General features: G+C 44.1%; 27 protein-coding genes. 3 read left to right on the forward strand and 24 right to left on the reverse strand.

Annotated features, from left to right (window positions below; translation table 11 throughout):
- Positions 1-367 precede the first annotated feature (367 nt).
- The 9 genes from R5H20_RS23600 to R5H20_RS12145 all read right to left on the reverse strand — a co-directional run bounded on the left by R5H20_RS23600 (position 368) and on the right by R5H20_RS12145 (position 9,315).
- On the reverse strand, positions 368-484 hold the full coding sequence (locus tag R5H20_RS23600) for a hypothetical protein (protein ID WP_326183464.1): 117 nt from the start codon (positions 482-484) through the stop codon (positions 368-370).
- A 436-nt stretch (positions 485-920) separates the two neighbouring features.
- Entirely contained in the window at positions 921-1,325 is a 405-nt protein-coding gene (locus R5H20_RS12110) for a hypothetical protein (RefSeq protein WP_006637111.1), read from the reverse strand.
- 244 nt (positions 1,326-1,569) lie between these two features.
- Positions 1,570-2,634 carry an enoyl-CoA hydratase/isomerase family protein gene (locus tag R5H20_RS12115; RefSeq protein WP_006637112.1) on the reverse strand — a complete coding sequence of 355 codons (1,065 nt, stop codon included), beginning with the start codon at positions 2,632-2,634 and terminating at the stop codon, positions 1,570-1,572.
- A 16-nt stretch (positions 2,635-2,650) separates the two neighbouring features.
- Complete coding sequence (locus R5H20_RS12120) at positions 2,651-3,436, reverse strand: enoyl-CoA hydratase-related protein (RefSeq protein WP_006637113.1); 786 nt, start codon at positions 3,434-3,436, stop codon at positions 2,651-2,653.
- Between the two features lie 78 nt (positions 3,437-3,514).
- Entirely contained in the window at positions 3,515-4,969 is a 1,455-nt protein-coding gene (locus tag R5H20_RS12125; RefSeq protein WP_006637114.1) for a CoA-acylating methylmalonate-semialdehyde dehydrogenase, read from the reverse strand.
- 18 nt (positions 4,970-4,987) lie between these two features.
- A complete protein-coding gene (locus tag R5H20_RS12130; protein ID WP_006637115.1) occupies positions 4,988-5,875 on the reverse strand; it encodes an NAD(P)-dependent oxidoreductase in 888 nt (295 codons plus the stop codon).
- A 15-nt stretch (positions 5,876-5,890) separates the two neighbouring features.
- Entirely contained in the window at positions 5,891-7,594 is a 1,704-nt protein-coding gene (locus tag R5H20_RS12135) for an acyl-CoA dehydrogenase family protein (protein ID WP_006637116.1), read from the reverse strand.
- Positions 7,566-7,757, reverse strand: a complete 192-nt coding sequence (locus R5H20_RS12140) for a hypothetical protein (RefSeq protein WP_006637117.1) — start codon at positions 7,755-7,757, stop codon at positions 7,566-7,568. The genes R5H20_RS12135 and R5H20_RS12140 overlap by 29 nt, the downstream gene beginning before the upstream one ends.
- Positions 7,758-8,334: 577 nt before the next feature.
- Complete coding sequence (locus R5H20_RS12145) at positions 8,335-9,315, reverse strand: aldo/keto reductase (protein ID WP_006637119.1); 981 nt, start codon at positions 9,313-9,315, stop codon at positions 8,335-8,337.
- A gap of 153 nt (positions 9,316-9,468) precedes the next feature.
- Between R5H20_RS12145 and sigZ the strand changes: the two genes are divergently transcribed.
- A complete protein-coding gene (gene sigZ, locus R5H20_RS12150; RefSeq protein WP_006637120.1) occupies positions 9,469-9,999 on the forward strand; it encodes an RNA polymerase sigma factor SigZ in 531 nt (176 codons plus the stop codon).
- Between the two features lie 58 nt (positions 10,000-10,057).
- Here sigZ and manA read toward each other — a convergent pair whose 3' ends face one another.
- From manA to R5H20_RS12180, 6 genes are all read right to left on the reverse strand, one after another.
- Positions 10,058-11,005, reverse strand: coding sequence for a mannose-6-phosphate isomerase, class I (gene manA / locus R5H20_RS12155; RefSeq protein ID WP_006637121.1), 948 nt, complete (start codon positions 11,003-11,005; stop codon positions 10,058-10,060).
- Between the two features lie 15 nt (positions 11,006-11,020).
- Positions 11,021-12,961, reverse strand: coding sequence for a PTS fructose transporter subunit IIABC (locus R5H20_RS12160; protein WP_006637122.1), 1,941 nt, complete (start codon positions 12,959-12,961; stop codon positions 11,021-11,023).
- A 163-nt stretch (positions 12,962-13,124) separates the two neighbouring features.
- Positions 13,125-15,062 (reverse strand): mannose transport/utilization transcriptional regulator ManR, encoded by a 1,938-nt coding sequence (locus R5H20_RS12165; protein ID WP_040348020.1) that lies wholly within the window; start codon positions 15,060-15,062, stop codon positions 13,125-13,127.
- Between the two features lie 710 nt (positions 15,063-15,772).
- Positions 15,773-16,120 (reverse strand): DMT family transporter, encoded by a 348-nt coding sequence (locus R5H20_RS12170; RefSeq protein ID WP_040348060.1) that lies wholly within the window; start codon positions 16,118-16,120, stop codon positions 15,773-15,775.
- A 16-nt stretch (positions 16,121-16,136) separates the two neighbouring features.
- Positions 16,137-16,409 carry a DMT family transporter gene (locus R5H20_RS12175; protein WP_238548695.1) on the reverse strand — a complete coding sequence of 91 codons (273 nt, stop codon included), beginning with the start codon at positions 16,407-16,409 and terminating at the stop codon, positions 16,137-16,139.
- 59 nt (positions 16,410-16,468) lie between these two features.
- Positions 16,469-17,017, reverse strand: a complete 549-nt coding sequence (locus R5H20_RS12180) for a TetR/AcrR family transcriptional regulator (protein ID WP_006637126.1) — start codon at positions 17,015-17,017, stop codon at positions 16,469-16,471.
- Positions 17,018-17,355: 338 nt separating this feature from the next.
- Between R5H20_RS12180 and R5H20_RS12185 the strand changes: the two genes are divergently transcribed.
- A complete protein-coding gene (locus R5H20_RS12185; RefSeq protein WP_006637127.1) occupies positions 17,356-18,063 on the forward strand; it encodes a cytochrome c biogenesis CcdA family protein in 708 nt (235 codons plus the stop codon).
- A gap of 56 nt (positions 18,064-18,119) precedes the next feature.
- On the opposite strand, the gene R5H20_RS12190 is transcribed toward R5H20_RS12185, so the two are convergent.
- The 3 genes from R5H20_RS12190 to R5H20_RS12200 are packed head-to-tail and all read right to left on the reverse strand — an operon-like array spanning position 18,120 to position 19,740.
- Complete coding sequence (locus R5H20_RS12190) at positions 18,120-18,407, reverse strand: DUF3817 domain-containing protein (RefSeq protein WP_006637128.1); 288 nt, start codon at positions 18,405-18,407, stop codon at positions 18,120-18,122.
- Positions 18,408-18,458: 51 nt separating this feature from the next.
- A complete protein-coding gene (locus tag R5H20_RS12195; protein ID WP_006637129.1) occupies positions 18,459-19,085 on the reverse strand; it encodes an FMN-dependent NADH-azoreductase in 627 nt (208 codons plus the stop codon).
- 40 nt (positions 19,086-19,125) lie between these two features.
- The gene (locus R5H20_RS12200; protein WP_006637130.1) at positions 19,126-19,740 is read right to left on the reverse strand and encodes a superoxide dismutase; all 615 of its coding nucleotides are present in this window, start codon (positions 19,738-19,740) and stop codon (positions 19,126-19,128) included.
- A gap of 277 nt (positions 19,741-20,017) precedes the next feature.
- Between R5H20_RS12200 and R5H20_RS12205 the strand changes: the two genes are divergently transcribed.
- Complete coding sequence (locus R5H20_RS12205; protein WP_006637131.1) at positions 20,018-20,659, forward strand: helix-turn-helix transcriptional regulator; 642 nt, start codon at positions 20,018-20,020, stop codon at positions 20,657-20,659.
- A gap of 41 nt (positions 20,660-20,700) precedes the next feature.
- Here R5H20_RS12205 and R5H20_RS12210 read toward each other — a convergent pair whose 3' ends face one another.
- The 6 genes from R5H20_RS12210 to R5H20_RS12235 all read right to left on the reverse strand — a co-directional run bounded on the left by R5H20_RS12210 (position 20,701) and on the right by R5H20_RS12235 (position 25,127).
- The gene (locus R5H20_RS12210) at positions 20,701-21,354 is read right to left on the reverse strand and encodes an ABC-2 transporter permease (protein ID WP_006637132.1); all 654 of its coding nucleotides are present in this window, start codon (positions 21,352-21,354) and stop codon (positions 20,701-20,703) included.
- Positions 21,338-22,216 carry an ABC transporter ATP-binding protein gene (locus R5H20_RS12215; protein WP_006637133.1) on the reverse strand — a complete coding sequence of 293 codons (879 nt, stop codon included), beginning with the start codon at positions 22,214-22,216 and terminating at the stop codon, positions 21,338-21,340. Before R5H20_RS12215 ends, R5H20_RS12210 begins: the two co-directional genes overlap by 17 nt.
- A 2-nt stretch (positions 22,217-22,218) precedes the next feature.
- On the reverse strand, positions 22,219-22,593 hold the full coding sequence (locus R5H20_RS12220) for a GntR family transcriptional regulator (protein WP_006637134.1): 375 nt from the start codon (positions 22,591-22,593) through the stop codon (positions 22,219-22,221).
- 327 nt (positions 22,594-22,920) lie between these two features.
- The gene (gene arsC, locus R5H20_RS12225; protein WP_006637136.1) at positions 22,921-23,340 is read right to left on the reverse strand and encodes an arsenate reductase (thioredoxin); all 420 of its coding nucleotides are present in this window, start codon (positions 23,338-23,340) and stop codon (positions 22,921-22,923) included.
- Between the two features lie 18 nt (positions 23,341-23,358).
- Positions 23,359-24,657 (reverse strand): arsenical efflux pump membrane protein ArsB, encoded by a 1,299-nt coding sequence (locus R5H20_RS12230; RefSeq protein WP_006637137.1) that lies wholly within the window; start codon positions 24,655-24,657, stop codon positions 23,359-23,361.
- A 128-nt stretch (positions 24,658-24,785) separates the two neighbouring features.
- The gene (locus tag R5H20_RS12235; protein WP_006637138.1) at positions 24,786-25,127 is read right to left on the reverse strand and encodes an ArsR/SmtB family transcription factor; all 342 of its coding nucleotides are present in this window, start codon (positions 25,125-25,127) and stop codon (positions 24,786-24,788) included.
- Positions 25,128-25,350 lie beyond the last annotated feature (223 nt).

A 25,350-nucleotide genomic window follows, 5' to 3' on the forward strand; every position in this document is an offset into this window, starting at 1 on the left:
CTGCGAATGAGGTAGAGATCCTTATTTCATCGACTTCTCAATCCTAAATGTGGTAAAATCGATGACAAATGTTAAAACTATAAAAATATAAGAAAGGGAGGATTAAAATGTATATGAGTATTATTATTTTAGCATCCATGCTTTTATGGGGCGCATTAACCCATGAACTAAGTAAACCTTCAAAAAAGCAAAACAACCGAAAAATTGTGTCCTTGATATCTCTAGGCTCTTTATCAACTTTAGTTATTACTATTTCACTTTTTCAAAACCTCCCGTTTTAAAGTTTTGCAGGGAGGCGGGGGCTTCATAGCATATAAATGAAATGAACGGATATTCGGATGCTGTTCCGCCAATTCGGCCGCGTATTCTATAAATGCGTGAAATTCGCTGTTCTTTGCTGAGTGAATAGTCTTTCTTGTTGTTGTAAAACGATCGTATGCAACATGCTTAGTAGCGGTGTAATCCCAACGCCGCCGCTGATCAATTTGAAAATAATAATTCATAAAAATGTTTACCGATTTCATGACTATGATCCTTTAATATTGGAGCGGTCGATTTCGCAATTAATTGTTTTCTCATCAAGCACAATATTCCCTCCTTTTTTTGATTAGGGTGATGTTTTTGATTCGATTGATTCAGGAAATGATAAAAAGGGTGATGTTTGAGCATCACCCTCATTCTGTTTGGCGTCTTTCTTACACCCATATCATTTGAAAAGAGGTTCGTTTTGTGAATAAACACGTCGGTGCGGCTTGTTTTATCGTTTCTTATATACTCTCTATAACATAACTTTCACTTACCCGCCGGGCTACGATAAACCAAATGCAAACGATTTTCATGAGTATATCATTTGCGCGCCCGCTGCGATAAGGCGCACAGCCAATCAAGGTTTTTATACTTACAGCGGCAAGCCTTGCCAATTATTTTACCTGCACCAATAAAAATGTGTACTTTGTGCCCTCAGGCTTGTTTTTCCAGTAAATCGTGACCTCCGCATCCCCTTTTTCGAGTCCTTCAAAGTCCACCGAGTTCAAGCTTGGATTGGCATAGGCATGAAGCATATGGGGATTGTCAACAGCAATTTCTAAATCGGCATCGGAAAACTCAATTGGAACACCGTTGTTTATACTGCCACAATAGAAACGCGAATGGCCAATATCGCCAATGCCAACTGTTTCGTCGTAAACGGTGAAGATATGAGTTGAGCATTCGCTTGGCTTAATGGCGTCTGGTGCAGCGTGTGCAGATGCGGTATGAAAAGATAAAACCGTCATTATAGCGATCAAAAGTGACATGAGGAACTTGCCTGATTTTCCAGTCTTCATGTTATCAACCTCCAACCATATTTTGTAGTATTCATATTCCAAAGGTGGATATTAATACCGAAAAATTGCGATTTAAAAAAGACCGATAAACGAAACTTAACTAGGCAGCAAGTAAACTTGAATGTAAGTGGATTATTAAAATTTTTCTGCATGATTCATCGTCATGTTTACAGTTGACTTTAAGTGCAAGCGCTAAGATCTCAAAGGGTTAAACCCACAACAAAAACAGAGCTGACATCAAAGGTCAGCTCCGACGGACATTTTCAGAAGGTTGAAAGAACTGATTCACCTCATCATCGGTTACATCTGAAACGTGCTGATACTCATAGTTTGGTGATTGATCACGATCGATGAGGACAGACCGTACGCCTTCAAAGAAATCTTTATGTCTCAAAAAGTTCTTTGCCAGCAGCAGATCTGTAGCAAAGCATTCTTCCATCGTTTTTTGTTTGCCGTCGACCAGCTGTTTTAAGGCGACTTTTAATGAAAATGGCGACTTGGAAAGAAGAAGTTTCTTCACATTCACGCTAAAGCCGCTTCCTTCGTTTTCGAGCGATTGAAGGATCTCTTCCAACGTATCAAACCTAAAATGATGATCAATCGCGTCTTGATCAGGAGCGAGCTTGCTTTCTTGAGGCGGTTCCGCTTGAAATTCCTTGATCATCTGTTCAAGCGTTTCTTTAACGTTGACAAGGCGCCAGTTCGTATATTCCACTTGTTTGATCAAGCGCTCTAAAGCATCGCTCTCCATATAGGTGTCTGCACCGTTTATAAACAGCACATCAGCAGCGCGAATGACAGACGCCGTTAGTCCAAGGTAGCGTCCGACGTGACCTGGGGCTTTGTTTAAAAAATAGGCTGCACCGACATCCGGAAAGAACCCGATATTCATTTCCGGCATCGCCCATTTCGTCCTCTCCGTCACAATCCTGTGGCTGGCTCCATACGTCAGGCCTACCCCTCCGCCCATGACGATCCCGTCCAGGCAAGCGATGATCGGCTTCGGAAATCGATAGACGGCCTTGTCGACCTCATATTCTTTTTCGAAAAATCGCTCTGCATCATGCAAAGCTTGTTTGGACGAGCGGGCTTCATAGAGCGTTTTAATGTCACCGCCGGCACAAAGCCCTTTTGCACCTGCGCCTTTTATGACGACGACAGAAACGTTATGATCTGTCTTCCATTCTGTTAACTTTTCGCCAATCACACGGACCATGTCATAAGTGAGTGAGTTGAGCGCTTTCGGGCGGTTCAAAACAATGGTTGCGGTACCGTGCTGGTTGACGGAATATAAAACGTCGTCGGACATCTTGATCCCCCTCCTTTTATGAATGATGAAAGTCTGGTTTGCGTTTCTCGACGAATGCGTGAATTCCTTCTTTAGCATCGGAAGTCAAAAACAGCTCGGCAAATCTTTTTCGTTCCCTTTCCAGCCCTTGTTCCATGCTTTCGTTGCTGCCCTGTATAATACATTCCACTGCGCGCATGACACTTGTCATGCTTTTTCCTTCTATAAATGACGCCGCGACAGCAGTTGCCGTCTTTAACAGCTCCTCTTTCTTCACGGCCAGCTGCGCGATCTTAAGCTCTACCGCATCATGAGCTGAAAGTGTTCGGCTTGTAAGGATGAGATCAAGTGCTGTGGCAGTCCCTGTTATATTGCGAAGCCGCTGTGTACCTCCAAACGCAGGGATCAGACCGAGCTTTAATTCCGGCAGCCCTACTACCGCCTCATCTGATACGATTCTGAAATGACAGCTCATCGCCAGTTCAAGTCCTCCGCCAAGAGCCGGTCCGTTTATCGCGGCGATGACGGGTTTTTTTAACGCTTCGATTTCATCACAAAGCGCCTGGCCTCCTTCGGCGAGGGCCAAGCCTTGTTCCTGATCCCCTAATTTTGATACGAATTCTTTTATGTCCGCTCCCGCCACAAAAAAGCGGCCCTCTCCTGTGATAATAACCGCTCTTGTATCATCATCTGCGGCCAGTTCCTGAAACAGTGATCGCAATTCGGCGATACAGGAAGAAGATAATGTATTTGCCGGCGGATTGTTCAGTGTGACAGTCGTGATAAAATGTTCTTTTTTAAGCGTTACGTATTTATAGCTCAAGATTTATCCCTCCAGTATAAATCAAAAAGCCCCCCTAAAGGTCTTTATCCAGCTATTAGAGGGGGCGTATGTTAAAGGTTAGAACCAGCGTTCGGTGACGACTTTTTTACGTGTGTAAAATTGGATGCCGTCTTTTCCGTTTGTCCCAAGATCTCCATAGAATGAGGCTTTGTTCCCTGCGAACGAGAAGAACGCCATTGGAGCCGGTACATTGACATTGACGCCGATCATGCCGGCATCGATTTTGTCGCGGAACTGCTGGGCGCTTTTGCCGCTCGACGTATAGATGACAGCACCGTTGGCAAATTTGGATTGATTGGCGAGTTCGATCCCCTCGTCAAGGTCTTTTACCCGGACGACGCTCAATACCGGCGCGAAAATTTCGTCCTGCCAGATTTTCATGTCAGGTGTCACGTGATCGAAAATCGTGGCTCCTACATAGTATCCTTCCTGAACATCCGGATCGCGTCCGTCAACGGCTAAAGCGGCTCCTTCTTGTATGCCGCTGTCGATATAATCTAGGACGCGGTTTTTGTGGACTTCACGGATCAGCGGACCGACAAAGTGATCCTCGGATCTGCCGTCTCCTGTTTTCAGCTTTCGCGTTTCAGAAACGAGCAACTCCATGAATTCATCGGCGATTTCATCAACGACCGCAGCCACAGAGCATGCCATACAGCGTTCCCCGCTGCTGCCGAAAGCCGCTCCAATGATGCCTTGAACCGATTTTTCAAGATGGCAATCCGCCAGGACAATCGCATGGTTTTTAGCTCCGGCAAGTGCCTGAACGCGTTTTCCGTTAGCTGTACCCGTTTGGTACACATACCTTGCGACCGGCTCTGAACCAACGAAGGAAATGGCTTTGATATCTTCATTCTCCAATAAACCGTTTACGACTTCTTTCCCACCATGGACGAGGTTCAGGACTCCTTTTGGAAAACCAGATTTATAGAACAGCTCGACAAGTTTCTCGGCAAGAATAGGCGTCCGTTCCGAAGCTTTCAGGACAAACGTGTTTCCGCACGCGATCGCGAGTGGAAACATCCACAGGGGAACCATCATCGGAAAATTAAATGGCGTAATACCGGCAACGACTCCCAATGGATAGCGCCAAATCGATCCATCGATGCCGTTTGCGATCGCGGGCAGGGATTCTCCCATCATTAAAGTAGGTGTAGCGGTCGCAAGCTCAACGACTTCGATTCCCCGCTGCACTTCTCCGCGGGCATCCTTTAATGTTTTGCCGTTTTCCATCGTAATGATGTCAGCCAATTGTTCTTTTTGCTCTTGCAGAAGCTGCAGGTATTTGTATAGCAGTCTTGTCCGGTTGGGGACGGGCACCAATGACCAAGCCTGATAAGCATGTTGGGCAGCCTGTGCGGCCCGATCTACATCTGCTCTCGTAGATAGAGGCACATAGGCGATGATCTTTCCGTTAGCAGGGTTGATCACTTCTTCTGATTCGGTGCCTGTAGAATCCACCCATTCTCCATTGATATTGTTTTTCATTTTTTTTGCATTGGTTGTTATCATTTGCTTTCTCACCTTTCCTTACGAAAAAGTTGTCGTTTGTCCGCTTATTTTTTTGTATAAGACAGACATATCCTTTTCGCCGTATCCGCTCTTTTCGGCTTCTTCATATAGATCAAAAAGGATTTTGCTCACCGGCAGTTCCACATTGTTCTTTTTGGCTAAATCCAGTGCAAAGCCGAGGTCTTTGAGCAGCAGCTTTAAAGAAAACCCGGGTTCAAAGTGATCATCTGCTATGAAACTTTTATAGTTGCGTTCATAGATACGGCTCTGCCCATAGCTGACGTTGAGCATCTCAAACAGCCGATCAAGATCCAGATTGCTATGTTTTGCAAGATGCAGAGCTTCACTGACACCGGCTGTATAAAACCCGATTAAGAGATTGTTGATCAGCTTTGTGTTCGTTCCGCTGTCAATGTTCTCATTCACATGAAAAATATTTTCGCCCATTGCGTTAAAAACAGGCATGGCCTTATCGAAAGCGGACTTCGCACCCCCTACCATAAAGGTAAGCGTCCGGTTTTTCGCCCCGATCACACCGCCGCTGACAGGCGCCGCGAGAAAATCAACGCCTTTATGTCTGGCCGCCTTTTCAATCCGGTGATTCAGTTCAGGAGTGACCGTGCTCGTATCGATCAGCAGGATGCCGGGTTCAGCCAGGTTGACGAGTCCCTTTTCCCCTAGAAAAACCTTTTCTACTGCGTTTGACGAAGGAAGGCTCGTAAGGATGACGTCACATAATTCAACCATTTTTTCAACCGGAAGGCCGATCGTTCCTCCTGCTTGATGGAAGGACATCTCAGCTTCTTTGCTGAGGTCCATTCCATACACAGTAAAGTTTGCCAAAAGCAGATTTCGCGACATAGGCAGACCCATGTTTCCCAAACCGATAAATCCGATTTTTTTCACAAGACTTCACTCCGTTCACACTATATATTTTTCATGATCGGCTATGATTTCTGCGATTTCACGTTTTTGAATAAACAGGTCGCTGAAGAGGGGGGCAGGAAGGCTATGAATCTCTTCCAATATGAGTTTTCTTTCGGTTTCATCTGATTCTGCCCCTGATAAAACAGACACCGTCATCTCTTTAATTTTGCGGAACCCTTCTTCACATATGACGTTTGTCATCATCTCTTTCAACCGTTCTTTTTCTTTCCCATTCTTTTGGATCGCTTTTTCCGTTCGCATGACAACGGATTCCATCACATAGATTCCTTTCTTTATGTCGGCGAGCAGCCGTGAGTATTCCTGTTCCTGCTGAATATCAATGTTAGAATATATCAGTGCATTCAGAGATTTGTTGAGAAGCTGGTAGGACAAGTAAAGGAATTGCCGGTTTCGGCTTAATGAGGTTTCAGGCTTTGTGCCGCTGTTTTGTTGCATCTCTTTCATCAAAAATTTTGCGATCGTCAGACGGTTTATTTCGTTTGTTCCTTCGAAAATCCGGCTGATCCGCGCATCCCGATACAATCGTTCCACTTCATACTCCTGCATGTATCCGTAGCCGCCGTGAATCTGCACCGCCTCGTCTGCGGCCCGGTCGAGCACTTCGGAGCAGTTTACTTTATTGATCGCACATTCGGACGCATAGTTTGCTAGTTTTTTCAATCTTTCGTTTAATGGATCGGCAGAATCAAAAACATGGTCCAAGCTGTCCGCCGTCCTGTAGGCGGCGCTTTCCGCTCCATAAATCGAAATCGCCATATCCGCAATTTTTTCTTGAATCATCGAAAAACTGATGATGGGCCTGTCAAACTGTTTACGCTGTTTGGCGTGGTTCACGGCAAGCATCAAAGCCTGTTTTGATGTTCCAATGTTCGAAAACGCCAGCTTTAATCGCGCCATGTTTAAAATGTTCAAGGCGACATGATGACCTTTTCCGACTTTTCCGAGAACATTCTCGACCGGTATTGTGACGTCTTCCAAGATTAAGGTTGCTGTTGAAGAACCTTTTATCCCCATCTTTTTCTCTTCAGGTCCAATCGAGACGCCTTTGAACGACCGCTCTACGATAAATGCGGTCATGCCTTCCGCCGTTTTCGCAAAGACGACATAGACATCAGCCACTTGAGCGTTTGTAATCCACTGTTTTTCGCCATTTAAAATCCAGGCGGTTCCTTGCTCGTTCAAAACGGCCGTCGTTTTTGCGTTTAAAGCGTCTGATCCTGCGTTAGGCTCTGTTAGGGCATATGCTCCGATCCATTCTCCCGTCGCGAGCTTTGGGAGGTATTTTTGTTTTTGTTCTTCTGTTCCATAATAAATGTACGGCAATGTCCCGACACCTGCATGAATATTAAAGGAGACGCTGAACGATCCGCCGGCCCCCATCTTCTCGGCTACAAGCCCTGAAAGCTTCTTGTTCAGAGACAGGCCGCCATATTCTTCCGGCACTTCGATACTGAGCAAGCCTAGATTTCCCGCTTTTTGAAACAATTTTTTTACACTCTCGTGATCATGCTGATCAATCGATTCGAGTAAGGGCATGACTTCGTTTCTGACAAATAATTCTGTCGTTTTTGAAATGAGTTGTTCTTCTTCGTTAAAATCGTCTGGAGTAAATACTTCAGCGGCTGATTCATGATGAAACATGAAGGGTTCATTCCGTTGAACTTCCGCTTTGCCCATCGCTTTCCGCCTCGCTTTCATTCATGAATAAAAGCTGTGATAAAAAGGTGATGTATCCGCTTACATTTATTTCGTGCTGCGAAACATCGCCTTCTCTTCTATGGTGTGTTTTTACGCTAAGGTCTTTTGCCATTTCTTTATTCGGAGTTGGATATTGAGTCATATTGCTTGCTTCTGGTTTGCATTTCGTTAGACCGACTAACCTTAAATCTTCCAAAGCTCTTGATGTTCAATTTTGTTTCCAAACTAAGCATATCAAATAATTGGAAAGTTTCCAAATGTTTTTGCGGTTGCATTTATTTTACTGCTACAGGCTTGGTTATATTCTTAAGGCTTGCCAACCTTTCCTGCCGACTGATGGTCTTTTGTGATCTGCTTCCCGGTCCCCCATCAGGTGATGAAGTGTGCATAAACGTACATTACCTTGTTATCACCGGGGGCAATGAATACGATGCCAGCTATCGATAAGGCAAAATTGCAGCTTTAAATGGAAGAGCCGCCTCTCCTATCAACCTGTGATCATGACAACTTTATTAATTTAGCCGGCATCCCCTTCGGCGAGCCCGCAAGTGAAATGGAGACCTATAAGCTTTTCTTTTGCTTTATTTACATGAAATCGCAATTGTTCTGTAAGAAAAAACCCATTTTGATAAAGCATCATCAAAATGGGTTTTTCGGAAATATCAGTTCAACAAATGATCGTTTTGCTAAAATCATTTTTTAATTGAAAAGCCCTGCTCCTACCAAGCGTATACTTCAGGTGTTTCCCCACCAGGTCCGGGGAAAATGTCATTCAGCTCGCTGATGACGTTCTCATCCAGAATGATTTCAACCGCTCTGACAGTGTCCCGCAGCTGGTCTACTGTTCTTGGGCCGATGATTGGAGCGGTCAATGCCGGATTTGCCAGCACCCATGCCAAAGCGACATAGGCTTCTTTCTCCCCCAGCTCCTTGCATAAAGCCGAAAATCTCTCAAGCTGTGCACGGTGCTTTTCGATTAAGTCCGCCCTCTGGGATGTTCGGGTTCCGGCGGCTCCTTTCAGTGCACGGCCTCCGAGAAGCCCTCCTGCAAGCGGGCTCCACGCCACTACGCCAAGGCCGAGATCCCGCGCCGCCGGTAATACCTCCATTTCCGCCGTCCGCTCTAATAAACTATATTTATGCTGCTCTGTGACTAACCCCATGAAATTCCGTTTCTCGGCTGCCGCCTGCGCCTTGACCAAGTGCCAGCCTGCAAAGTTGCTTGAGCCGATATAGTCGACCTTGCCTGATCGAACCTGGCTCTCAAAGGCTTCCCATATTTCATCCCACGGCGTCCGCCGATCGATATGGTGCATTTGGTATAATTCGATATGATCTGTCTGAAGCCGCTTCAGCGATCCTTCCAGATGCCGTCTGATTTTGTAAAGAGACAAGCCCCTCACATCGTTTGGTCCGTCATTCGGATCTGAAATCGGTTCATATACTTTTGTTGCCAGAACGACTTTCTCGCGGCGCTGTCCCCCTTGGGCAAACCATTTTCCAATAATGCTCTCTGTCAATCCTGCGTTCTCGCCCCAGCCGTAGATATTGGCAGTATCAAAAAAATTAATGCCGCTATCGAGCGCTTCATCCATGATACGGAACGCGGTCTTTTCATCTGTATCGACTCCAAAATTCATCGTCCCCAAACACAAACGGCTGACACGCATTCCTGTCCTTCCTAAAAAGGTATACTCCAAAACAAACCTCTCCTTATATCATTTTTTGTAGCAGGTCTTGCTGCAAGCAAATTTATTCAACAACCTTCCAACTTCCTGTTACGATTAAAAGACGAAGCAGCTTTGATATGGACGCAAAAAAATAAAGAAATGGTTAAACAGGAGGATTTTCAAGTGAATGTAGAAGATCTATGGAATAGATATCATGAGCCTTTAAAAAAATTTATCGCGTCAAGAGTCCGTGACCAATCGATGGTTGATGATATATTGCAAATCGTGTTTATGAAAATCCAAATTCATCTTCCGGGTCTAAAGGATGAACAAAGCATCCGCGGCTGGATCTACCGGATTGCCCGGAATAGCATCATCGATTTTTACCGAACAGAAAGATCAATTGATCAACTTCCTGATCATATTGAATTCAGCGATGAAGCCGATGAAGAAAACTTTACAAAGGAAGCGGCTGCATGTATCCGCTCCAGTATAAAAAAACTGCCGGAGAAATATCGGGTGGCGCTCGAACTGACCGAAATCCAAGGATTATCCCAAAAAGACTTATGCGAAAAAATGGACATTTCATATTCCGGGGCAAAATCAAGGGTGCAGCGGGGACGGGAAAAACTAAAACAGCTGATGATGAGATGCTGTCATATCGAATCTGATCGATATGGAAATATCATCGATTTTCGAATTATGAAGGAATAGCCGGAGCGCCATTGAGAAAATAAAAAACCGGTTCCTTCGAATAAAGGAACCGGTTTATTTACAGGCTTGAAACGATAAATTGGGCATGTCCGGAAAGTTCGAATTCTCCAAACCCGTGTGGCAGTAAAATATGATCGCCTTTTTTGAAGACATATTCATTTTCGCCGGATATGATGGAGCCTTCTCCTTTGATGACGCTCGTGAGGAGGAACGGCTTTTCCTGTTTGAATCCCGCTGATCCGGATAAATCCCACTTTTCCACAGAAAAATAGCGACATTCGATAAATGTGGTTACATGGAGATCATCCGTTTTTTCAGTATGAACTGCCGGCTGATGCGGCGCAGATGGAACGTCTATCACTTCAATGCTTTTTTCCAAATGGAGCTCGCGCAGATTTCCTTCCGCATCTTTTCTGTCATAATCGTATAATCTGTAGGTTGTATCAGAATTCTGCTGCGTCTCTAAAATGAGAATGCCTTTCCCGATCGCATGTACGGTTCCGCTTGGTACATAGAAGAAATCTCCCGGCTTCACCTTTACTCGCCTCAAAAGCCTGTCCCATTTTTCAAGCTGTATCATCGCTTTCAGTTCTTCCTTTGATTTTGCGTGATGGCCATAAATGATTTCCGCGTCTTTTTGGCAATCAATGATATACCAGCATTCCGTTTTTCCGAGCTCCCCGTTTTCGTGAGCATTTGCGTATTCGTCATTCGGGTGCACTTGAACGGATAAGTCTTGAGCTGCGTCCAGCATTTTCGTCAGAAGAGGAAAGCGGTCTCCCTCAAGGTGTCCGAATAAATGCCGGTGATGTTCCCATAATTCGCTTAGTGTGAGCCCGTTGTACGTTCCGTTTTGTACAACGCTTTGTCCGTTTTGATGTGCGGCAAAAGCCCAGCATTCCCCCGTTCGTTCTGATGGAATGTCATAGCCGAAAGAGGTTAAAGCGTTGCCGCCCCATATTCTTTCTTTGAAAATCGGTTCAAAAAATAATGGTTCCGTCGCCATCAAAAATCCCCCGCTTTATACGATTTCATTCAATAGCTTGTAAGCTTCTTCTTTTGTTTTGACTGCCAGCAATCGTTCCCGATAGTTGTCATCCATCAGTTTTCGCGACAGCATTTGCAGAAGTTTTAAATGTTCGTTCCCTTCACTTTTTTTCGGTACGGCGATCATAAAAATTAATTTCGCCTTTGTTCCATCAAGGCTTTTCCAATCTACTCCGGAACGCTTGATTCCAAATGCTACAGTTGGTCTTTTTACTGCGTCCGATTTTCCGTGCGGAATCGCAATATTCATTCCAATTGCCGTAGTGCTCTCTTGTTCGCGATTCAAAATCGCTTGTTTAAATTCGCTTGCTGAATGCAGGACGCCAGCACGGGACAATTTTTGAATCATTTCATCAATGATGTCGTCCCGGGTTTCACCAGATAATGTTGGTTCGATCAATTCTGTGCCGGTGATGTCAGTCAGCTTTTGGATTTCCGGCATTTCAATTTGTTTGCTTTCCGTTTGAATCTCCTGCTGCGGCATGTCTTTCGCCGCTGCGGCTTCACTTTTCACATCGTCTGCTCCGGGAATATCTTTTTTCAGCACATTGACTAAAAAAGCAGTGACAAGAGATCCGGCAATAACGGCAATGAAAAACATCAGTACATGATCGACTGCTCCTAGCACCGCGACTATTGGTCCGCCGTGGGCCACTCTGTCCCCCACATTGCCGATCATGGCGATCACAGAGCCTGTCATGGAACCTGCCATGATGCTCGGGATCACGCGCAGCGGATCTTGCGCTGCAAATGGGATGGCCCCCTCAGTGATGCCGAACAGACCCATCGTAAATGATGCTTTCCCCATTTCTCTTTCTGACGCCTGGAATTTTCTTTTTCCTAAAAACGTTGCAATCCCCAGGCCGATCGGCGGTATACAAATGGCGACGGCAATCGGTCCCATGATTTCGTAATTTCCTTCACCGATCATGGCCGAGCCAAACAGGAATGCCACTTTGTTTACGGGGCCGCCCATATCAAATGAAATCATGGCGCCCAAAATCAATGCCAGAAGGATCGAGCTGGATCCTTGCATGCCCGCCAGCCAAACCGTCAAAGATTCAAACACTTGCGCTACCGGAGCGCCGATCAAGAATACAAATGCCAATCCGACAATGAGCGAGGACAGCACCGGAATAATAATAATCGGCATAATCGGCTGAATCGCTTTTGGGACTTTTAATTTTTTGATTCCCAGTGCGGCATATCCTGCCAAAAATCCTGCGATAATACCGCCGAGGAAACCGGCGCCGCTTGCACTGCCGTAAAAACTACCCGTCGCTGCAATATATCCGCCGATCATACCCGGGACAAGTCCGGGTTTATCAGCGATGCTGTAGGCAATATATCCGGCTAAAATCGGAATCATGAATGTGAAGGAAGCGCTTCCGATTTGCTCAATGGTTTTCCAAAAAGAATCGTCCGGGATGACTAAACCTTTCGGCGTCTTCTCGCCTCCGAGCGTGAGTGCAACCGCGATTAACAATCCGCCGACGACAATGAATGGTACCATAAAAGACACACCGTTCATTAAATGACGGTAAATCGGATTTTGTTTTTTCTCTTCATTTTGATTGGCGGCAGGCGATGTTGAGCCTGATTGATAAACCGGGATATCGCCTTTTAATGCCCTTTTGATTAATTCTTCAGGTTTGCGGATACCGTCCTGAACACCGACCGCCAACAGTTTCTTTCCGATAAAACGGTCTTTGCTGACAGAGCGGTCCGCGGCGATAATAATCGCGTCTGCTTCGCGAATGTCTTGTTCGGTCAGCTCGTTTTCCACTCCGATGCCGCCCTGGGTTTCAACTTTCATTTGAACGCCCAGTTTGCCGGCTGCTTTTTGCAGGTTTTCTGCTGCCATATACGTGTGGGCAATTCCGTTTGGACATGATGTAATCGCTAACAGTTTCATGTCAATCCTCCTTTGGCACAATATATTCATGAATTGTAGTAGGCCTTGTAACTACTGTATATCAAAATCATGAAGATAAAAGCGCCGTTTTTTACCGCAATTTCCGGCAAAATCGGCTTTTTTCCTGATCAAACAAAAAAGCAGGGCATCCTTTGCCCCGCTTTTAATAATCCAAATAAGATAAGAATCTCATCACATCTGTTTCCTTCGTCAGCTTTTGAATGAAATCAGGCTGCTCGCTCAGATAGGAAAGCTCATGAAACAACTGTCTTGCCATGCTTTGATCCTCATGTTTCACGGCCAGCATGAAGACAAGCGACACTTTTTCAGTCCCCCAATCAAGCGGCTCTTGTAACGTGGCAATGGCAATGACTGATTGTTTAATAAATTTTGCATTTGCATGTGGAATCGCGATGCCTGCCCCGATGTTTGTCGCCGACATTTTTTCCCGCATGACGGCATGAGCGGCGTATTCCTTTTCGACATAGCCTTTTTCATATAAAGCCATTGCCAACTGTTCAATTAGTTTGTAGCGGTGTTCTGATTTTTGCTGCAAGAACACTAAAAAAGGAGTCGTATTATTTAACATCTGAAATGCTTTTTGCTTACGGCGGGATGATTCATCAAGCTGATCCATAAAAACGCCCAGCTTCCTCTCATCACCTGACTCCAAGAGCGGTGATACAACAACATGGGGAATCTTCAATTCTTCCAAGGATACCGTAGAGATGACAAGCTCCACATCACCGCGCCCAGCTAAGTAATCCGCTAAATCCGCTTTTGCGATGCAGTCGATCACAGCGATTTGATGAAATTTCCGTTCAATTTTTGTCCGTAGTAATTGCGACATTCCGATTCCCATATGACATACGATGATGGCCTTCTTTTTTGTCTGGCTGATGCCGTTCATGCGTTCGATAGCCGCTTGAAAATGCAAAGTAAGATATGCAGCTTCTTCCTCGGGAATAGAAAGGGAGAATGACTGATTCATATCCTCCAGAACGTCAACCACGGTATGAAACATATATGGATACATCTTTTTTATATCATTCAGCATTGGATTTGAGACAGAAAGGTCATAATTCAGCCGGTTTAACACTGTATTTAAATGAACGCCCAAGCCATTGATCAAAGCCTGATCCTTGCGGAAATCAAGCATTTTCAGTTCGGACACGCGGTCAACCAAATACTGCAAAACGTTAAAAAGCAAAGGGTTTTTAACGTTCTTCTCTTTTTCGATTGGATAGCGCACCTTCCCGCCTAAAATATGCAATGTTAAATACACGATCTCTTCTTTAGGGAAATGGATGGAAAAAACGTGTTCAAGCCGTTTCATCAATTCGGATGTCCATTGATACTCTTTTTTCTCCTGGACAATCGCCATTTCTTTTTGGGGAATGGCGATCGGCTGTTTCATTTTGATTCGGCGGATCATCAGCAATGTGTGCAATAATAGACTTTCAAATGTTTCGTCTGTGAAAAATAGAGAATGATGCTTTTGCAGCGATCGCAATTCATTCGCCGCAAATGTGACCTCATGACGCAAAAACTGCTTTTTAATAAATTGACTGGTCAATTCTTGATTATCAATCAAATCCGAGATTCTGGCCAATGCCTTTCTTTTATTCTTCTCATCTCCTTCTATCAACAAACCAAGCCGCTGTTTAGAAATCAATGTTAACTGAAAGCGTTTCAGCCATTCTTTTATCATGTTCAAATCGCCTTTAATCGCGGATTTATTTAAAAAATGCCGCTTGGCGAGTTCTTTCGCTGTCACCGGCTTTGTATTCATCAGCAAGAGAAATGCAATTTGCAGCACTCTTTCTTCATCGCTTTGTTCATTTACGCGCTGATGTTCTTTGTGCAGCTGATGACTTAACCGCATTTTTTCATGTTCGTCTATTTGCAAGTACACGCCTGAGCCTGGTTTTCGAATAAGCTGAGCATTGGAATGTTCATTGAGGTAATGTTCAATCGTTTTCAAATCATTCCGGATCGTTTTTTCAGAACACTTTACCCTGTCTGCGAAATCTTGTACGATTAAGTAGTCCTCAGGTTCAGATAACAACAGATATAAAATTTCTTTTTGCCTAGTATTCATGAATGCCACCTGTTTTTCTATCCTTCCTGTATATGTCGCGATATGATGAATTGATAGTATAAGTATACTACATACGAAACCGTTTACATTATAAAGTGAAATAAAAGTGTCAAAAGTTCGATTTTTTACCGAAACTTCCGGAAAAATAGACTTTATCAAATAATGGAAGAATGAAACATGATGTTGCTTTCACAAAAAGAAAGAGTGGGCATCATGTATCGACCTTCACAAATTATACGGCTCTGAATCATCCAACACATTGTTTTAGTCGATTTTCACAGCTTTTCAAGCCTTTTCGTTCCCTGCTTGATTTTTATATTCGTGTTATTTCTTCATGCGGAACAAACGTTTCTATATAATTAGCAAGCTTGGTCATTTTGCAAATCAAATTTTTTATTTTAGCTGTATACGGTGACTGTTGACATGTCTAAGTGTGCTGGATAAATTGATTTGTGATCTCTGCTGCATTTTGATTGAATCGTGGGACTCTCTGCTATTTCGGCGGAAGTGTTTTGGCTTGTTTGCTGATCAGGCAAAAGAAGTCGTCAAGCCTTTTTTCATCTGCACTCATCAGATTGATATTATAGTTGATACAAAGATCCCCGATGACCTTATGTCCGCCACCCTTGGTAAGCGCAGAATCACTCGCTGATCTGCTGTTTTCAAGTCAAAGCCGGCTAAATGGTCTTCATTTGTTAAAAAAAGAATCGTCAAATTGACGGTTCTTTTTTTGTTTGCGGATGTTTTGAACTGTTCAAAAGTGCAACTCCGCCTATAATGAGAATGATCGCACATAACATCTGCATGTTAAACGGATCATTCCAAACCACAACGCCGATTAAAGCGGTCAATGCCGTGCCTACGCCTGACCAAACAGCATAAGCCAAGCTTAACGGAATCGTTTTAAGGGATAAGGAGATCAGATAAAACGAAAGCGCATAGCCGATTATCACTCCAATGGTTGGAAGCAAGACTGTAAATCCCTCCGACATTTTGAGCATTGCCGTCGCAAATACCTCTCCAATAATCGAAAATCCTAAATAAACATAGCCTTTCATCTTTAGCCGTCCTTTCTTAATGAGCTCCGCCTTTTGCAGCATTTAAAAGAATGATTCCGCCTATAATGAGAATAAGCCCAAACAGCTTTTTTCGATTAAACGCTTCTTTATATACTGCGATTCCGATCAAAGTTGTCAATGCTGTCCCCAATCCCGACCATATGGCATAAGAGATTCCAAGCGGCAGCGTTTTCAGTGTTAAAGATAAGGCATAAAAAGCCGTCCCGTATCCGATCACTACGCAAATGCTGGGCCATAATTTTTTAAATCCGTTTGCGGCTTTCAGCATGGAACTGCCGAACACTTCACCGGTAATAGCAAAGGTTAGTAGTACATAAGGGTTCACCGTTATCCCTCCTTTTTGGTCATCGCGAGCAACCGCCGAATGACCTCTTGCCGCATTTCCTTCTCTACGGGAGCGACATTTAGCATTTGAGCATAATAAAGACCGTCTATCGCCAATCGAATAATGGTCGCGGTGACCGGATCGATTCCGTCGTCATCCAGTTTGGACAGGATCGCTTGATAGCTGTGGGAAATATGTACAGATGCGTCCGGGTCCAGCAAAGAGGCTGCAAAAACACCCACATTCAGTTCAGCGTGATGTTCCAGGTCCAGTCTGGCCGCTTCTATTAATGCGCGGGTCCATTTCCCCGCCTCAATTGGATCGGCCTCAGCGTTTTTTTCAAAAGTCGCATTCATTTCTTCAAAAACAAATAGAGCCAGCCCCTTTATAAGCGCTTCCTTGTTCGGGAAATGATAAAGCAATCCCCCTTTGCTGATGCCGGCTTGTTTAGCCACTGCATCTAAAGTCAGGGCATTAAAATCGTGATCTAGTATGATGTGTTTGGCGGTATTTAAAATCAGCTGCCGTTTTGCATTCGTTTTTGATTCCATCTGATTTCACTCCTTATCATTAATTTCACTGTACCGTCTGGACGGTTTTTTGTCAATCAATGTTGACCTGTTCGCGAATCTGTGGAAATCATCATTTTTCTGAGCGTGTTCAACGCGCCATGGACGATGGCTCCTGCAAATGAAATGGATACGATCACTTTATGATCAGCTTTAGGATGATGTCATGGAAAAGTTAGAACATTATGATCCCCACATAATCAAATGAGAGTCCTATTTTTTGCATATTATTGTAGACGACCCACTATATGGAATGATATCATCGTACTGTACTTTTCTATGTTTTCCGGCAGTTTTACCACCTTTAAGGAGCTGATCAGATGCAAAGCATCACGGTATGGCTGGCGTTTGGCGGAGGATTTTTATCATTTATTTCCCCATGCTGTCTGCCCTTGTATCCTTCTTTTCTTTCTTATCTCACAGGATTTTCTGTAAGCGATTTAAAAAATAAGCAATCAAAAGGTGTCAATCAAATCGTTTTGCTTCATGCCGCTGCTTTTCTTGTCGGCTTTTCTTTGATCTTCTACATACTCGGCTTTTCTGCAAGTTCAGTCGGATCGATTTTCTCTGAATATAAAGATTTGATCAGAATGCTCGGCGGGATTTTGATTTGTTTGATGGGGTTATTTTTATTGGGGGTCTTTCAGCCAAAATTCATGATGCATGAAAGAAGGTTTTCTTTTAAAAAAGGCAAAATCGGGGTGTTGAATTCAATACTTGTCGGCATTATTTTTGCAGCCGGCTGGACCCCGTGCATAGGACCTATATTCGGAACGATTGCATACGCCAATTTCACGAATCCCGATCCGGCCAGGACGCTTATCCTTGTTACGGCATATTCATTGGGGTTTGCCATTCCTTTTTTGCTGATGGCGTTTTTTATCGGAAGAGTGTCATTTTTTGCGAAGTATTCAAATACGTTGATGAAGATTGGCGGAGGAATTCTGGTTTTGATCGGAATCCTTTTGTATACGAATAAAATGGTATGGATTAATATATGGTATTCCAACTTTACGAACCTATTTTAATGCAGGTATCCCAACTAAAAAAGAAGGATCTTTTCTTGAGATCCTTCTTTTTCTGATTACAGCTTTTTCCGCAAGCGGGCATCGAGAACAAACGTGCCGAACGGCAAAAGCGACGCAATGAATGCTCCAAGAACACTGAAGAGCGGCCAGCGATGGCGGAACCATACAATGACCAGCATCAGCACAAAAAGAATAAACAATACGCCGTGTACCATGCCGAAGATCTGCACAAGGCCGGGAAAACCGGCAGCATACTTAAGCGGCACAGCGATAAATAGCAAAACCAAGTAGGAAATTCCCTCGATTATACCGATGCCGCGAAGAAGTCCGATGGATGTTGACATGAATGAAAAACCTACTTTCGCCTGTAAACTGATATCGAGTGGAAATGTCAATTAAAAATTCACAGCGGCGGTTTCAGCTTTTTGTATTCCCTCTTCGATGATTTGCTCCGCCCGGTCCGGAAATTGATTATGTCCTTCGACAATGATCGTTGTCATATCTTCCACGCCCCAGAAATTCAATATGTTTTGCACATAGTTGACGGACATTTCTTTTGACTGTGCCGGTCCCTCTGAGTAAATGCCCCCTCTCGCATTGAGAAGCGCCACTTTTTTGTCATGAATCAGCCCGACAGGTCCTTCCGGCGTATACTTGAAGGTCTTGCCGGCTTGTGAAAGGTAGTCCAGATATGTGTGAAGCACGGATGGAACGCTGAAATTCCAGAGCGGAAATGCGAAAACGACTTTGTCGGCTGCAAGGAACTGATCTAAATATTTCTGAACAAGCCCTGCAGCTTCTTTTTCAGCATCTGTCAGTTCCATGCCCTTTGCCAATTTAAACATCCCGTTGATCATATCTGTGTCATAGTAAGGCAGATTTTCTTTAAATAAATCCAGCTCTGTTGTTTGATCTTCAGGATGCGATTTTTTATAACTGTCCAAAAATGCCTGATAAAGCTTTACGCTCACCGCCTGTTCGGCCGGACGCGAGTTTGCTTTGATAAATAAAACCTTTGCCATTTAAAAAACCTCCATCGTTCAAGCCCTGTAACAAAATCTTCTATCCGCGGGCAGCCTGATAATATTGATTGACCGCGTCCCAGTTGACGACATTGAAGAAAGCGGAAATGTAATCAGGACGTTTGTTTTGATAATTTAAATAGTAGGCATGTTCCCACACATCAAGTCCGAGGACCGGTTTTTGACCTTCCATGAGCGGGCTGTCCTGGTTAGGTGTAGAGGTAATCACCAAACGGTCTTTGTCGACGGCAAGCCAAGCCCAGCCTGAGCCAAATCGTCCGGCCGCTGCTTTCGCAAATTCTTCTTTAAATTGATCATAGCTTCCAAACGTTTGATCGATCGCTTTTGCAATCTCGCCTGAAGGGCCGCCGCCTCCGTTTGGAGAAAGGATATTCCAAAACAGGCTGTGGTTTGCATGCCCTCCCCCGTTGTTGCGAACGGCTATGCGAATACTGTCGGGCACTGCATCAAGGTTTGCAATCAGCTCTTCAACAGTTTTGCCGGCGAGATCATCATGGCCTTCCAATGCCGCATTTAAATTATTCACATATGTAGCATGATGGCGGTCATGGTGAATCTTCATCGTCTCCTCGTCAATATAAGGTTCAAGCGCGTCAAAAGAATATGGCAATTCAGGAAGTTCATATTTTGACATGTTATTTCCTCCTCATATGTATGGATTAGGTTATGAATCTATTATAAATTCATTTTATAAACTTTTTCAACCATTAAGTTTAAAAAGTTGCCGGTAGTTTTTCTCCCTCCTCTGACTGATCGGTTCGATTAGCCCGCCAACAGTGACGAGAAGCCCCTTTTCAATCGGCGATTCGTGTTGGTTTTAAGGCGATGGCGCGCTTGTTAAAGCTTGGTTTCTTTTACTGAAATATGATAAACTTAATTGTTCAACATTCTTGAAAAAGGCGGGTGATCAAATGGATTCCAGGCTCTCGACAAAAGATAAAATACTTGAACTGTTAAAAAAGGAGAAACAGCTGACCGTCAATCAGCTTTCTAACTATTTGGGAATAACCGAAATGGCTGTCAGAAAACATCTGAATGTGTTAGAGCGGGATTCACTTCTCACCATCAGCGAAGTGAGACAGCCGATGGGACGCCCGCTTCTGGTATATTCGCTGTCCCCTAAAGCCGAAGAGCTTTTTCCGAAAAACTATGAACATATGGCGGTTGAATTTCTTCATGATCTAAAAGAATTGCATGGTGAAGACATTATCGATTATCTGTTGGAAAAAAGAAGCGAACGGCAAAAAAACAGCTACTTGCCCAATATGAGGGGGAAGACAGCATCAGAAAAAATCGAAGAGCTTACAACGATCCAAAATGGAAAAGGCTATATGGCCGATGTTACAAAAATAGATGATGAAACATATGAAATCGTTGAACATAACTGCCCCATCTTCGCTGTGGCAAAAGAATTTAAAAAAGCCTGTGCCTGTGAGACCGAGATGTTTAAAAAAGTCTTGGGCACGGAACAGGTGAAAAGGCTGACATGCAGGGCTGACGATGGCGATCATTGCCGTTTTTTGGTGCTGTTCAACAAAACGAAAGAAGCATAGCAAATGAAAACCACCGGTATCGCTGCCGGTGGTTTTTCATGCTAGAACTCTCGTTTTTGATAAAAATGTAGAGACACAGTATATGACAATATCAGAATCAGCAGCAGCACACAAATTAAAAGCGCGATCGCCCCCGTCTCTGTTGCATTTTGGAGAAACGCTATGATGCTTTGATTCCAAGACGCCGGCCCCTGGTTTAAAAATTTGAATAAGCCTGATCCTCCAAATATGAATACGAAAAAGATCACCATATTGGCCATTCGCGATTTTAGATAGCCATACTTGAAAATCAGCGGAAACGATATCGAACAAAACAAGGTGACCGTGACCGCTGCGCCCAAAATTCCCGTTAAATTGAAAGAAATATCAAGCGGAGCGTTTACCAGCTTGATGACCAGATAAACGACATAGTAGATCAGAATGGCGAACGCGGCGTACACATAGATCGATGCGTATTTTGACAATACAATCGTGCTTTTCCTGATCGGAAGGCTGATCAGTATTTTATCGCTGTTATTTTTATCCTCCAAAGAGCTTGCGCCTAAGGCCAATTGATATGTGACGGCCAATACGCTGACCAAAAATCCGACTTGCCCGATGTTAGCGAGGGTAAAAGTGAAAAAGACCATTAATAGAATGGACAATTTTAACGCTTTTTTTTGCATCAAAATATCTTTTTTAATAAGATGGAACATCTTGATCACTCCTGCCAGTGGAAAACACCATAATATCTTCTAATGTAGGTTTTTCAATCATCACCGAATCCCCGAATTGCTGAACGACTTCCCGCTTATGTCTGGACAGCCCTTCAAAACCAAAGCGGTTTTTCTTAAGGCCGATCAGGATGCCTTCCCCTCCTGCATGGAGCGTGTCATGACTCCCTTTGACAATGCAATATTCTTCTAAAAGCTCATCCTTTGTCTTGCTTAATACCAACTGGCCGTTATTGATTAACGTGATATAATCGGCGACTTTTTCTAAATCTGATGTAATATGTGTCGAAAAGAAAATCGATTTGTTTTCGTCTTCAAGCAATGTTTGCAGAACATCGAGAAGTTCAGATCTGACAAGAGGGTCCAATCCCGAAGTCGGCTCATCCATGATAAGCAGATCTGCATGATGCGAAAGAGCGATCGCTAATGAGAACTTCATCTTCATCCCTTTTGACATATGTTTAATCTGTTTCTTTAGAGGGAGGCGGAAGTCTTTCGCATATTGCTGAAAAGCGGCTTCATCCCATCTGGCGTAAAACGGGCTGATGATCCCCTTCATTTCGCTTACGGTCAGCTCTTCGTAAAAATGATTTTCATCATAAACGAAGCCGATTCTCTGTTTAATCGCGAGATTATGCCGTTCATGATCCAGACCGAAAATATTGATTTCTCCCTGGTCTTTTTTGATTAAATTCATGATCAGTTTGATTGTTGTGCTTTTCCCCGCGCCATTTGGCCCGATAAAGCCCATAATATAGCCTTTTTCAAGGCTGAAATTAATGTTTTTTAATGAAAAATCTTTAAAGTTTTTCGATACATTCTTGATTTCCAATATCTTATCCAATGCTACCACCCCTCATATATCAGCCTGAGCATGTCTTGGAGCTCTTTTAAAGTTAAGCCGGCAAGCTTGGCTTCTGTAATGGCTTCAGTCATTTTTTCTTCGATCATTTTCACTTTCGTCTCCCGCAGCATCTCCGTGTTGATGGCTGCGACATACGACCCTTTTCCTGCAACGGTAACGATAAATCCTTCTTTTTCGAGCTCGTCATAGGCTCTTTTCGTTGTAATGACGCTGATTTTAAGTTCTTTGGCAAGATTTCTGATCGATGGGAGCGGCTCTGCTTCTGCCAGCTCCCCCTTTACGATTTGTTCCTTGAATTGGTTTACGATCTGCATGTAGATCGGCTCATCAGAAGAATTTGAAATCAATATATTCAATGCATAACATCCCTCAATTCGTTATTACTGTATATATACAATATAAACAGTAATAACACCGTTGTCAACCTCGCTATAAAAAAAGACCTCCGCTTGATCTTGATATGGAGGTCTTTCATTTGAAGTAATGGCTTCCCCAGTCTGACTGTGCCGGAATCTGAACAAAAGAGATATGTTCATCAACGATAACATGTCAGTATCCATCGGCATTTTTTTCCCGTGTCTTGCAGCAGGTATGGCATTCAATGGACACTGGTCTGGAAATGCGGCTGCATAAAAACAGCCGATCGCCCGTATCATGGGGATCGGCTGTTTCTAATGGTCGTTTTATTCCCCTATCTCCGCAAAACGTTTGATGCGTTCGCCGATTTCATCGCGAACCCGCTGGAAAAATGCCCATTTCTCTTCTTCGGTCCCTTCGGCTTTTGCCGGATCGTCAAAGCCCCAATGTTCCCGCTTGACGTGCGGAGGCGTCATCGGGCATTTGTCAGCCGCGTCTCCGCACAAGGTAACGACAAGGTCTGCATTGTTTAAGATGTCCGGATCAATTATATCCGACGTCTGCCCGGAAATATCGATGCCCGCTTCTTTCATGGCTTTCACGGCCTTCGGGTTCAATCCGTGAGCTTCAATGCCCGCGCTGTATACGTCCCATTCGTCTCCGAGATGTGATTTCGCCCAGCCTTCAGCCATTTGGCTGCGGCAGGAGTTTCCTGTGCATAAAAAGTAAATCGTTTTCTTTGTCATTGGTTATCATCTCCTTTGTTAGTGAATGATCAAAAGCCAAACATATAGTCCGACAAGCGTGATGAAAAGCGTCGGAATCGTTAAAATGATTCCTGTTTTAAAATAAGTTCCCCAGGAAATTCTCACACCTTTCAATGAAAGGACGTGAAGCCATAAAAGTGTCGCCAGTGAGCCGATCGGCGTGATTTTCGGACCGAGGTCGGAGCCGATGACATTGGCATAGATCAATGCTTCCCTCATGATTCCGTGGGTATCCGTGTGCTGAATGGCAAGCGCATCAATCATAACAGTCGGCATATTGTTCATGACAGAAGACAGAATTGCCGCGATAAAGCCCATGGCGATCGTTCCGGCAAACATTCCTTGATCAGCGGCAGCTTGTATCACCTGAGAGAGGACAGCTGTTAATCCGGCGTTTCGCAAACCGTATACGACGACATACATGCCAATCGAGAAAAAGACGATCGCCCAAGGGGCGCCTTTCAGCACTTTCTTCGTTTCAACAGCCGAACTGTTTTTCGCTGCCATTATGAAAATAACGGCAATTACCCCTGCAATGATGGATACGGGAATGGAAAAGAGCTCGCTGACGAAATAGCCGGCTAAAAGAATGGCTAATATAAGCCATGACAAGCGGAATATCTTCTCATCTTTAATGGCTTCCTTCGGTTGTTTCACATATGTCATGTCATAATGCCGCGGGATGCTCTTTCGGAAAAACAAATAAAGGACGACCATGCTTGCTAAAAGTGAAAACAGATTTGGAACGATCATCCGCGCCGCATATTCAATAAAGCCGATATGAAAGAAATCTGCCGAAACGATATTGACAAGGTTGCTGACAACAAGCGGAAGCGATGTGGTATCCGCAATAAACCCGCTCGCGATTATAAATGGAAATACGAGTGCCTCTTTGAAATTCAGGGCGCGTACCATCGCAAGAACAATCGGTGTCAAAATCAACGCAGCCCCGTCATTGGCAAATAATGCGGCGACAATGGCGCCCAAGACGGATACGTATATAAACATCCTGATCCCGTTTCCCTTTGCTGCTTTGGCCATATGCAAGGCAGCCCACTCAAAAAATCCGATTTCATCGAGAATCAGCGAAATGATGATGACCGCGACAAAGGTCAATGTCGCATTCCATACGATCCCCGTGACATCCAGAACATCCTGGACATCAACGACTCCGGTGATGAAAGCCAATACGGCGCCGCCGCAGGCTGACCAGCCGATCGATAAATTCTTCGGCTGCCAAATCACGAGTATAAGCGTCAGCAGAAAAATCACGGCTGCTAAAATCGTTGAAGACAATTTCATTCCTCCTTTATGCTATGTATCAAATCTTTTATATAAGCAAATTGTTATATAGTCTATGGAAAGGTGTGCAGCCTGCGGCTTGCAGGCGCTTCACTGTCCGGCGAATCTGTTTGTGCAAAACCCTAGCCGCATGACACTGGCTTTGCTTTTTGTTTGACCGCTTGAAGAACATCATCCTCTAATTGATTGAGAACGGCTTCTACTAATTCGCGTTCCGGAAAATCGTCACGCAGTGAATAAAAACGCCACTGTTCCCTTCGGTCTTCCTTGATCATGTCCGCCTGTTTCAATTTGCGGATATGCTGGCTGACCGCGGGCTGGCTCGTTTCGAACATGTCGACGAGCTGACAAACGCAATACGGTTTTTCTTGAAGCAATTTCAGCATGAGCAGTCTTGTCGGGTCGCTTAATATCTTCATACAGTTCACGGTTCTTTTGCAATCAAGCTTCGTTTGTACAGCCATGCCACTCCCCTCCTGCCTGATAAATGTCAACAATCATTATATAAACATTTTCTTATATAATCAATAAGTAATTTTGTTGATTGCTTTACCGTTTTTACAGTGATAACGAATGAGGAAAGCTAAAAGCAAGAACGATCGCTTTATGATCGATTTTCATTCCAGCCTCCCAGGATGATTTATCAAGAAATTGCAGGAATTTCAGTTTGTCCAGATGTCATGACGG

The sequence above is a fragment of the Bacillus sp. KICET-3 genome (assembly GCF_033261025.1).
GTDB classification, from domain to species: Bacteria; Bacillota; Bacilli; order Bacillales; family Bacillaceae; genus Bacillus; species Bacillus sonorensis.

Excerpts from the sequence above, each read along its gene's own strand:
- R5H20_RS12110 (WP_006637111.1), bottom strand. The coding sequence starts at position 1,325 with ATGAAGACTGGAAAATCAGGCAAGTTCCTCATGTCACTTTTGATCGCT.
- R5H20_RS12115 (WP_006637112.1), bottom strand. The coding sequence starts at position 2,634 with ATGTCCGACGACGTTTTATATTCCGTCAACCAGCACGGTACCGCAACC.
- R5H20_RS12125 (WP_006637114.1), bottom strand. The coding sequence starts at position 4,969 with ATGATAACAACCAATGCAAAAAAAATGAAAAACAATATCAATGGAGAA.
- R5H20_RS12135 (WP_006637116.1), bottom strand. The coding sequence starts at position 7,594 with ATGGGCAAAGCGGAAGTTCAACGGAATGAACCCTTCATGTTTCATCAT.
- R5H20_RS12140 (WP_006637117.1), bottom strand. The coding sequence starts at position 7,757 with ATGACTCAATATCCAACTCCGAATAAAGAAATGGCAAAAGACCTTAGC.
- manA (WP_006637121.1), bottom strand. The coding sequence starts at position 11,005 with ATGGCGACGGAACCATTATTTTTTGAACCGATTTTCAAAGAAAGAATA.
- R5H20_RS12160 (WP_006637122.1), bottom strand. The coding sequence starts at position 12,961 with ATGAAACTGTTAGCGATTACATCATGTCCAAACGGAATTGCCCACACG.
- R5H20_RS12165 (WP_040348020.1), bottom strand. The coding sequence starts at position 15,062 with ATGAATACTAGGCAAAAAGAAATTTTATATCTGTTGTTATCTGAACCT.
- R5H20_RS12170 (WP_040348060.1), bottom strand. The coding sequence starts at position 16,120 with ATGAAAGGCTATGTTTATTTAGGATTTTCGATTATTGGAGAGGTATTT.
- R5H20_RS12175 (WP_238548695.1), bottom strand. The coding sequence starts at position 16,409 with ATGCTGAAAGCCGCAAACGGATTTAAAAAATTATGGCCCAGCATTTGC.
- R5H20_RS12180 (WP_006637126.1), bottom strand. The coding sequence starts at position 17,017 with ATGGAATCAAAAACGAATGCAAAACGGCAGCTGATTTTAAATACCGCC.
- R5H20_RS12185 (WP_006637127.1), top strand. The coding sequence starts at position 17,356 with ATGCAAAGCATCACGGTATGGCTGGCGTTTGGCGGAGGATTTTTATCA.
- R5H20_RS12190 (WP_006637128.1), bottom strand. The coding sequence starts at position 18,407 with ATGTCAACATCCATCGGACTTCTTCGCGGCATCGGTATAATCGAGGGA.
- R5H20_RS12195 (WP_006637129.1), bottom strand. The coding sequence starts at position 19,085 with ATGGCAAAGGTTTTATTTATCAAAGCAAACTCGCGTCCGGCCGAACAG.
- R5H20_RS12200 (WP_006637130.1), bottom strand. The coding sequence starts at position 19,740 with ATGTCAAAATATGAACTTCCTGAATTGCCATATTCTTTTGACGCGCTT.
- R5H20_RS12205 (WP_006637131.1), top strand. The coding sequence starts at position 20,018 with ATGGATTCCAGGCTCTCGACAAAAGATAAAATACTTGAACTGTTAAAA.
- R5H20_RS12210 (WP_006637132.1), bottom strand. The coding sequence starts at position 21,354 with ATGTTCCATCTTATTAAAAAAGATATTTTGATGCAAAAAAAAGCGTTA.
- arsC (WP_006637136.1), bottom strand. The coding sequence starts at position 23,340 with ATGACAAAGAAAACGATTTACTTTTTATGCACAGGAAACTCCTGCCGC.
- R5H20_RS12235 (WP_006637138.1), bottom strand. The coding sequence starts at position 25,127 with ATGGCTGTACAAACGAAGCTTGATTGCAAAAGAACCGTGAACTGTATG.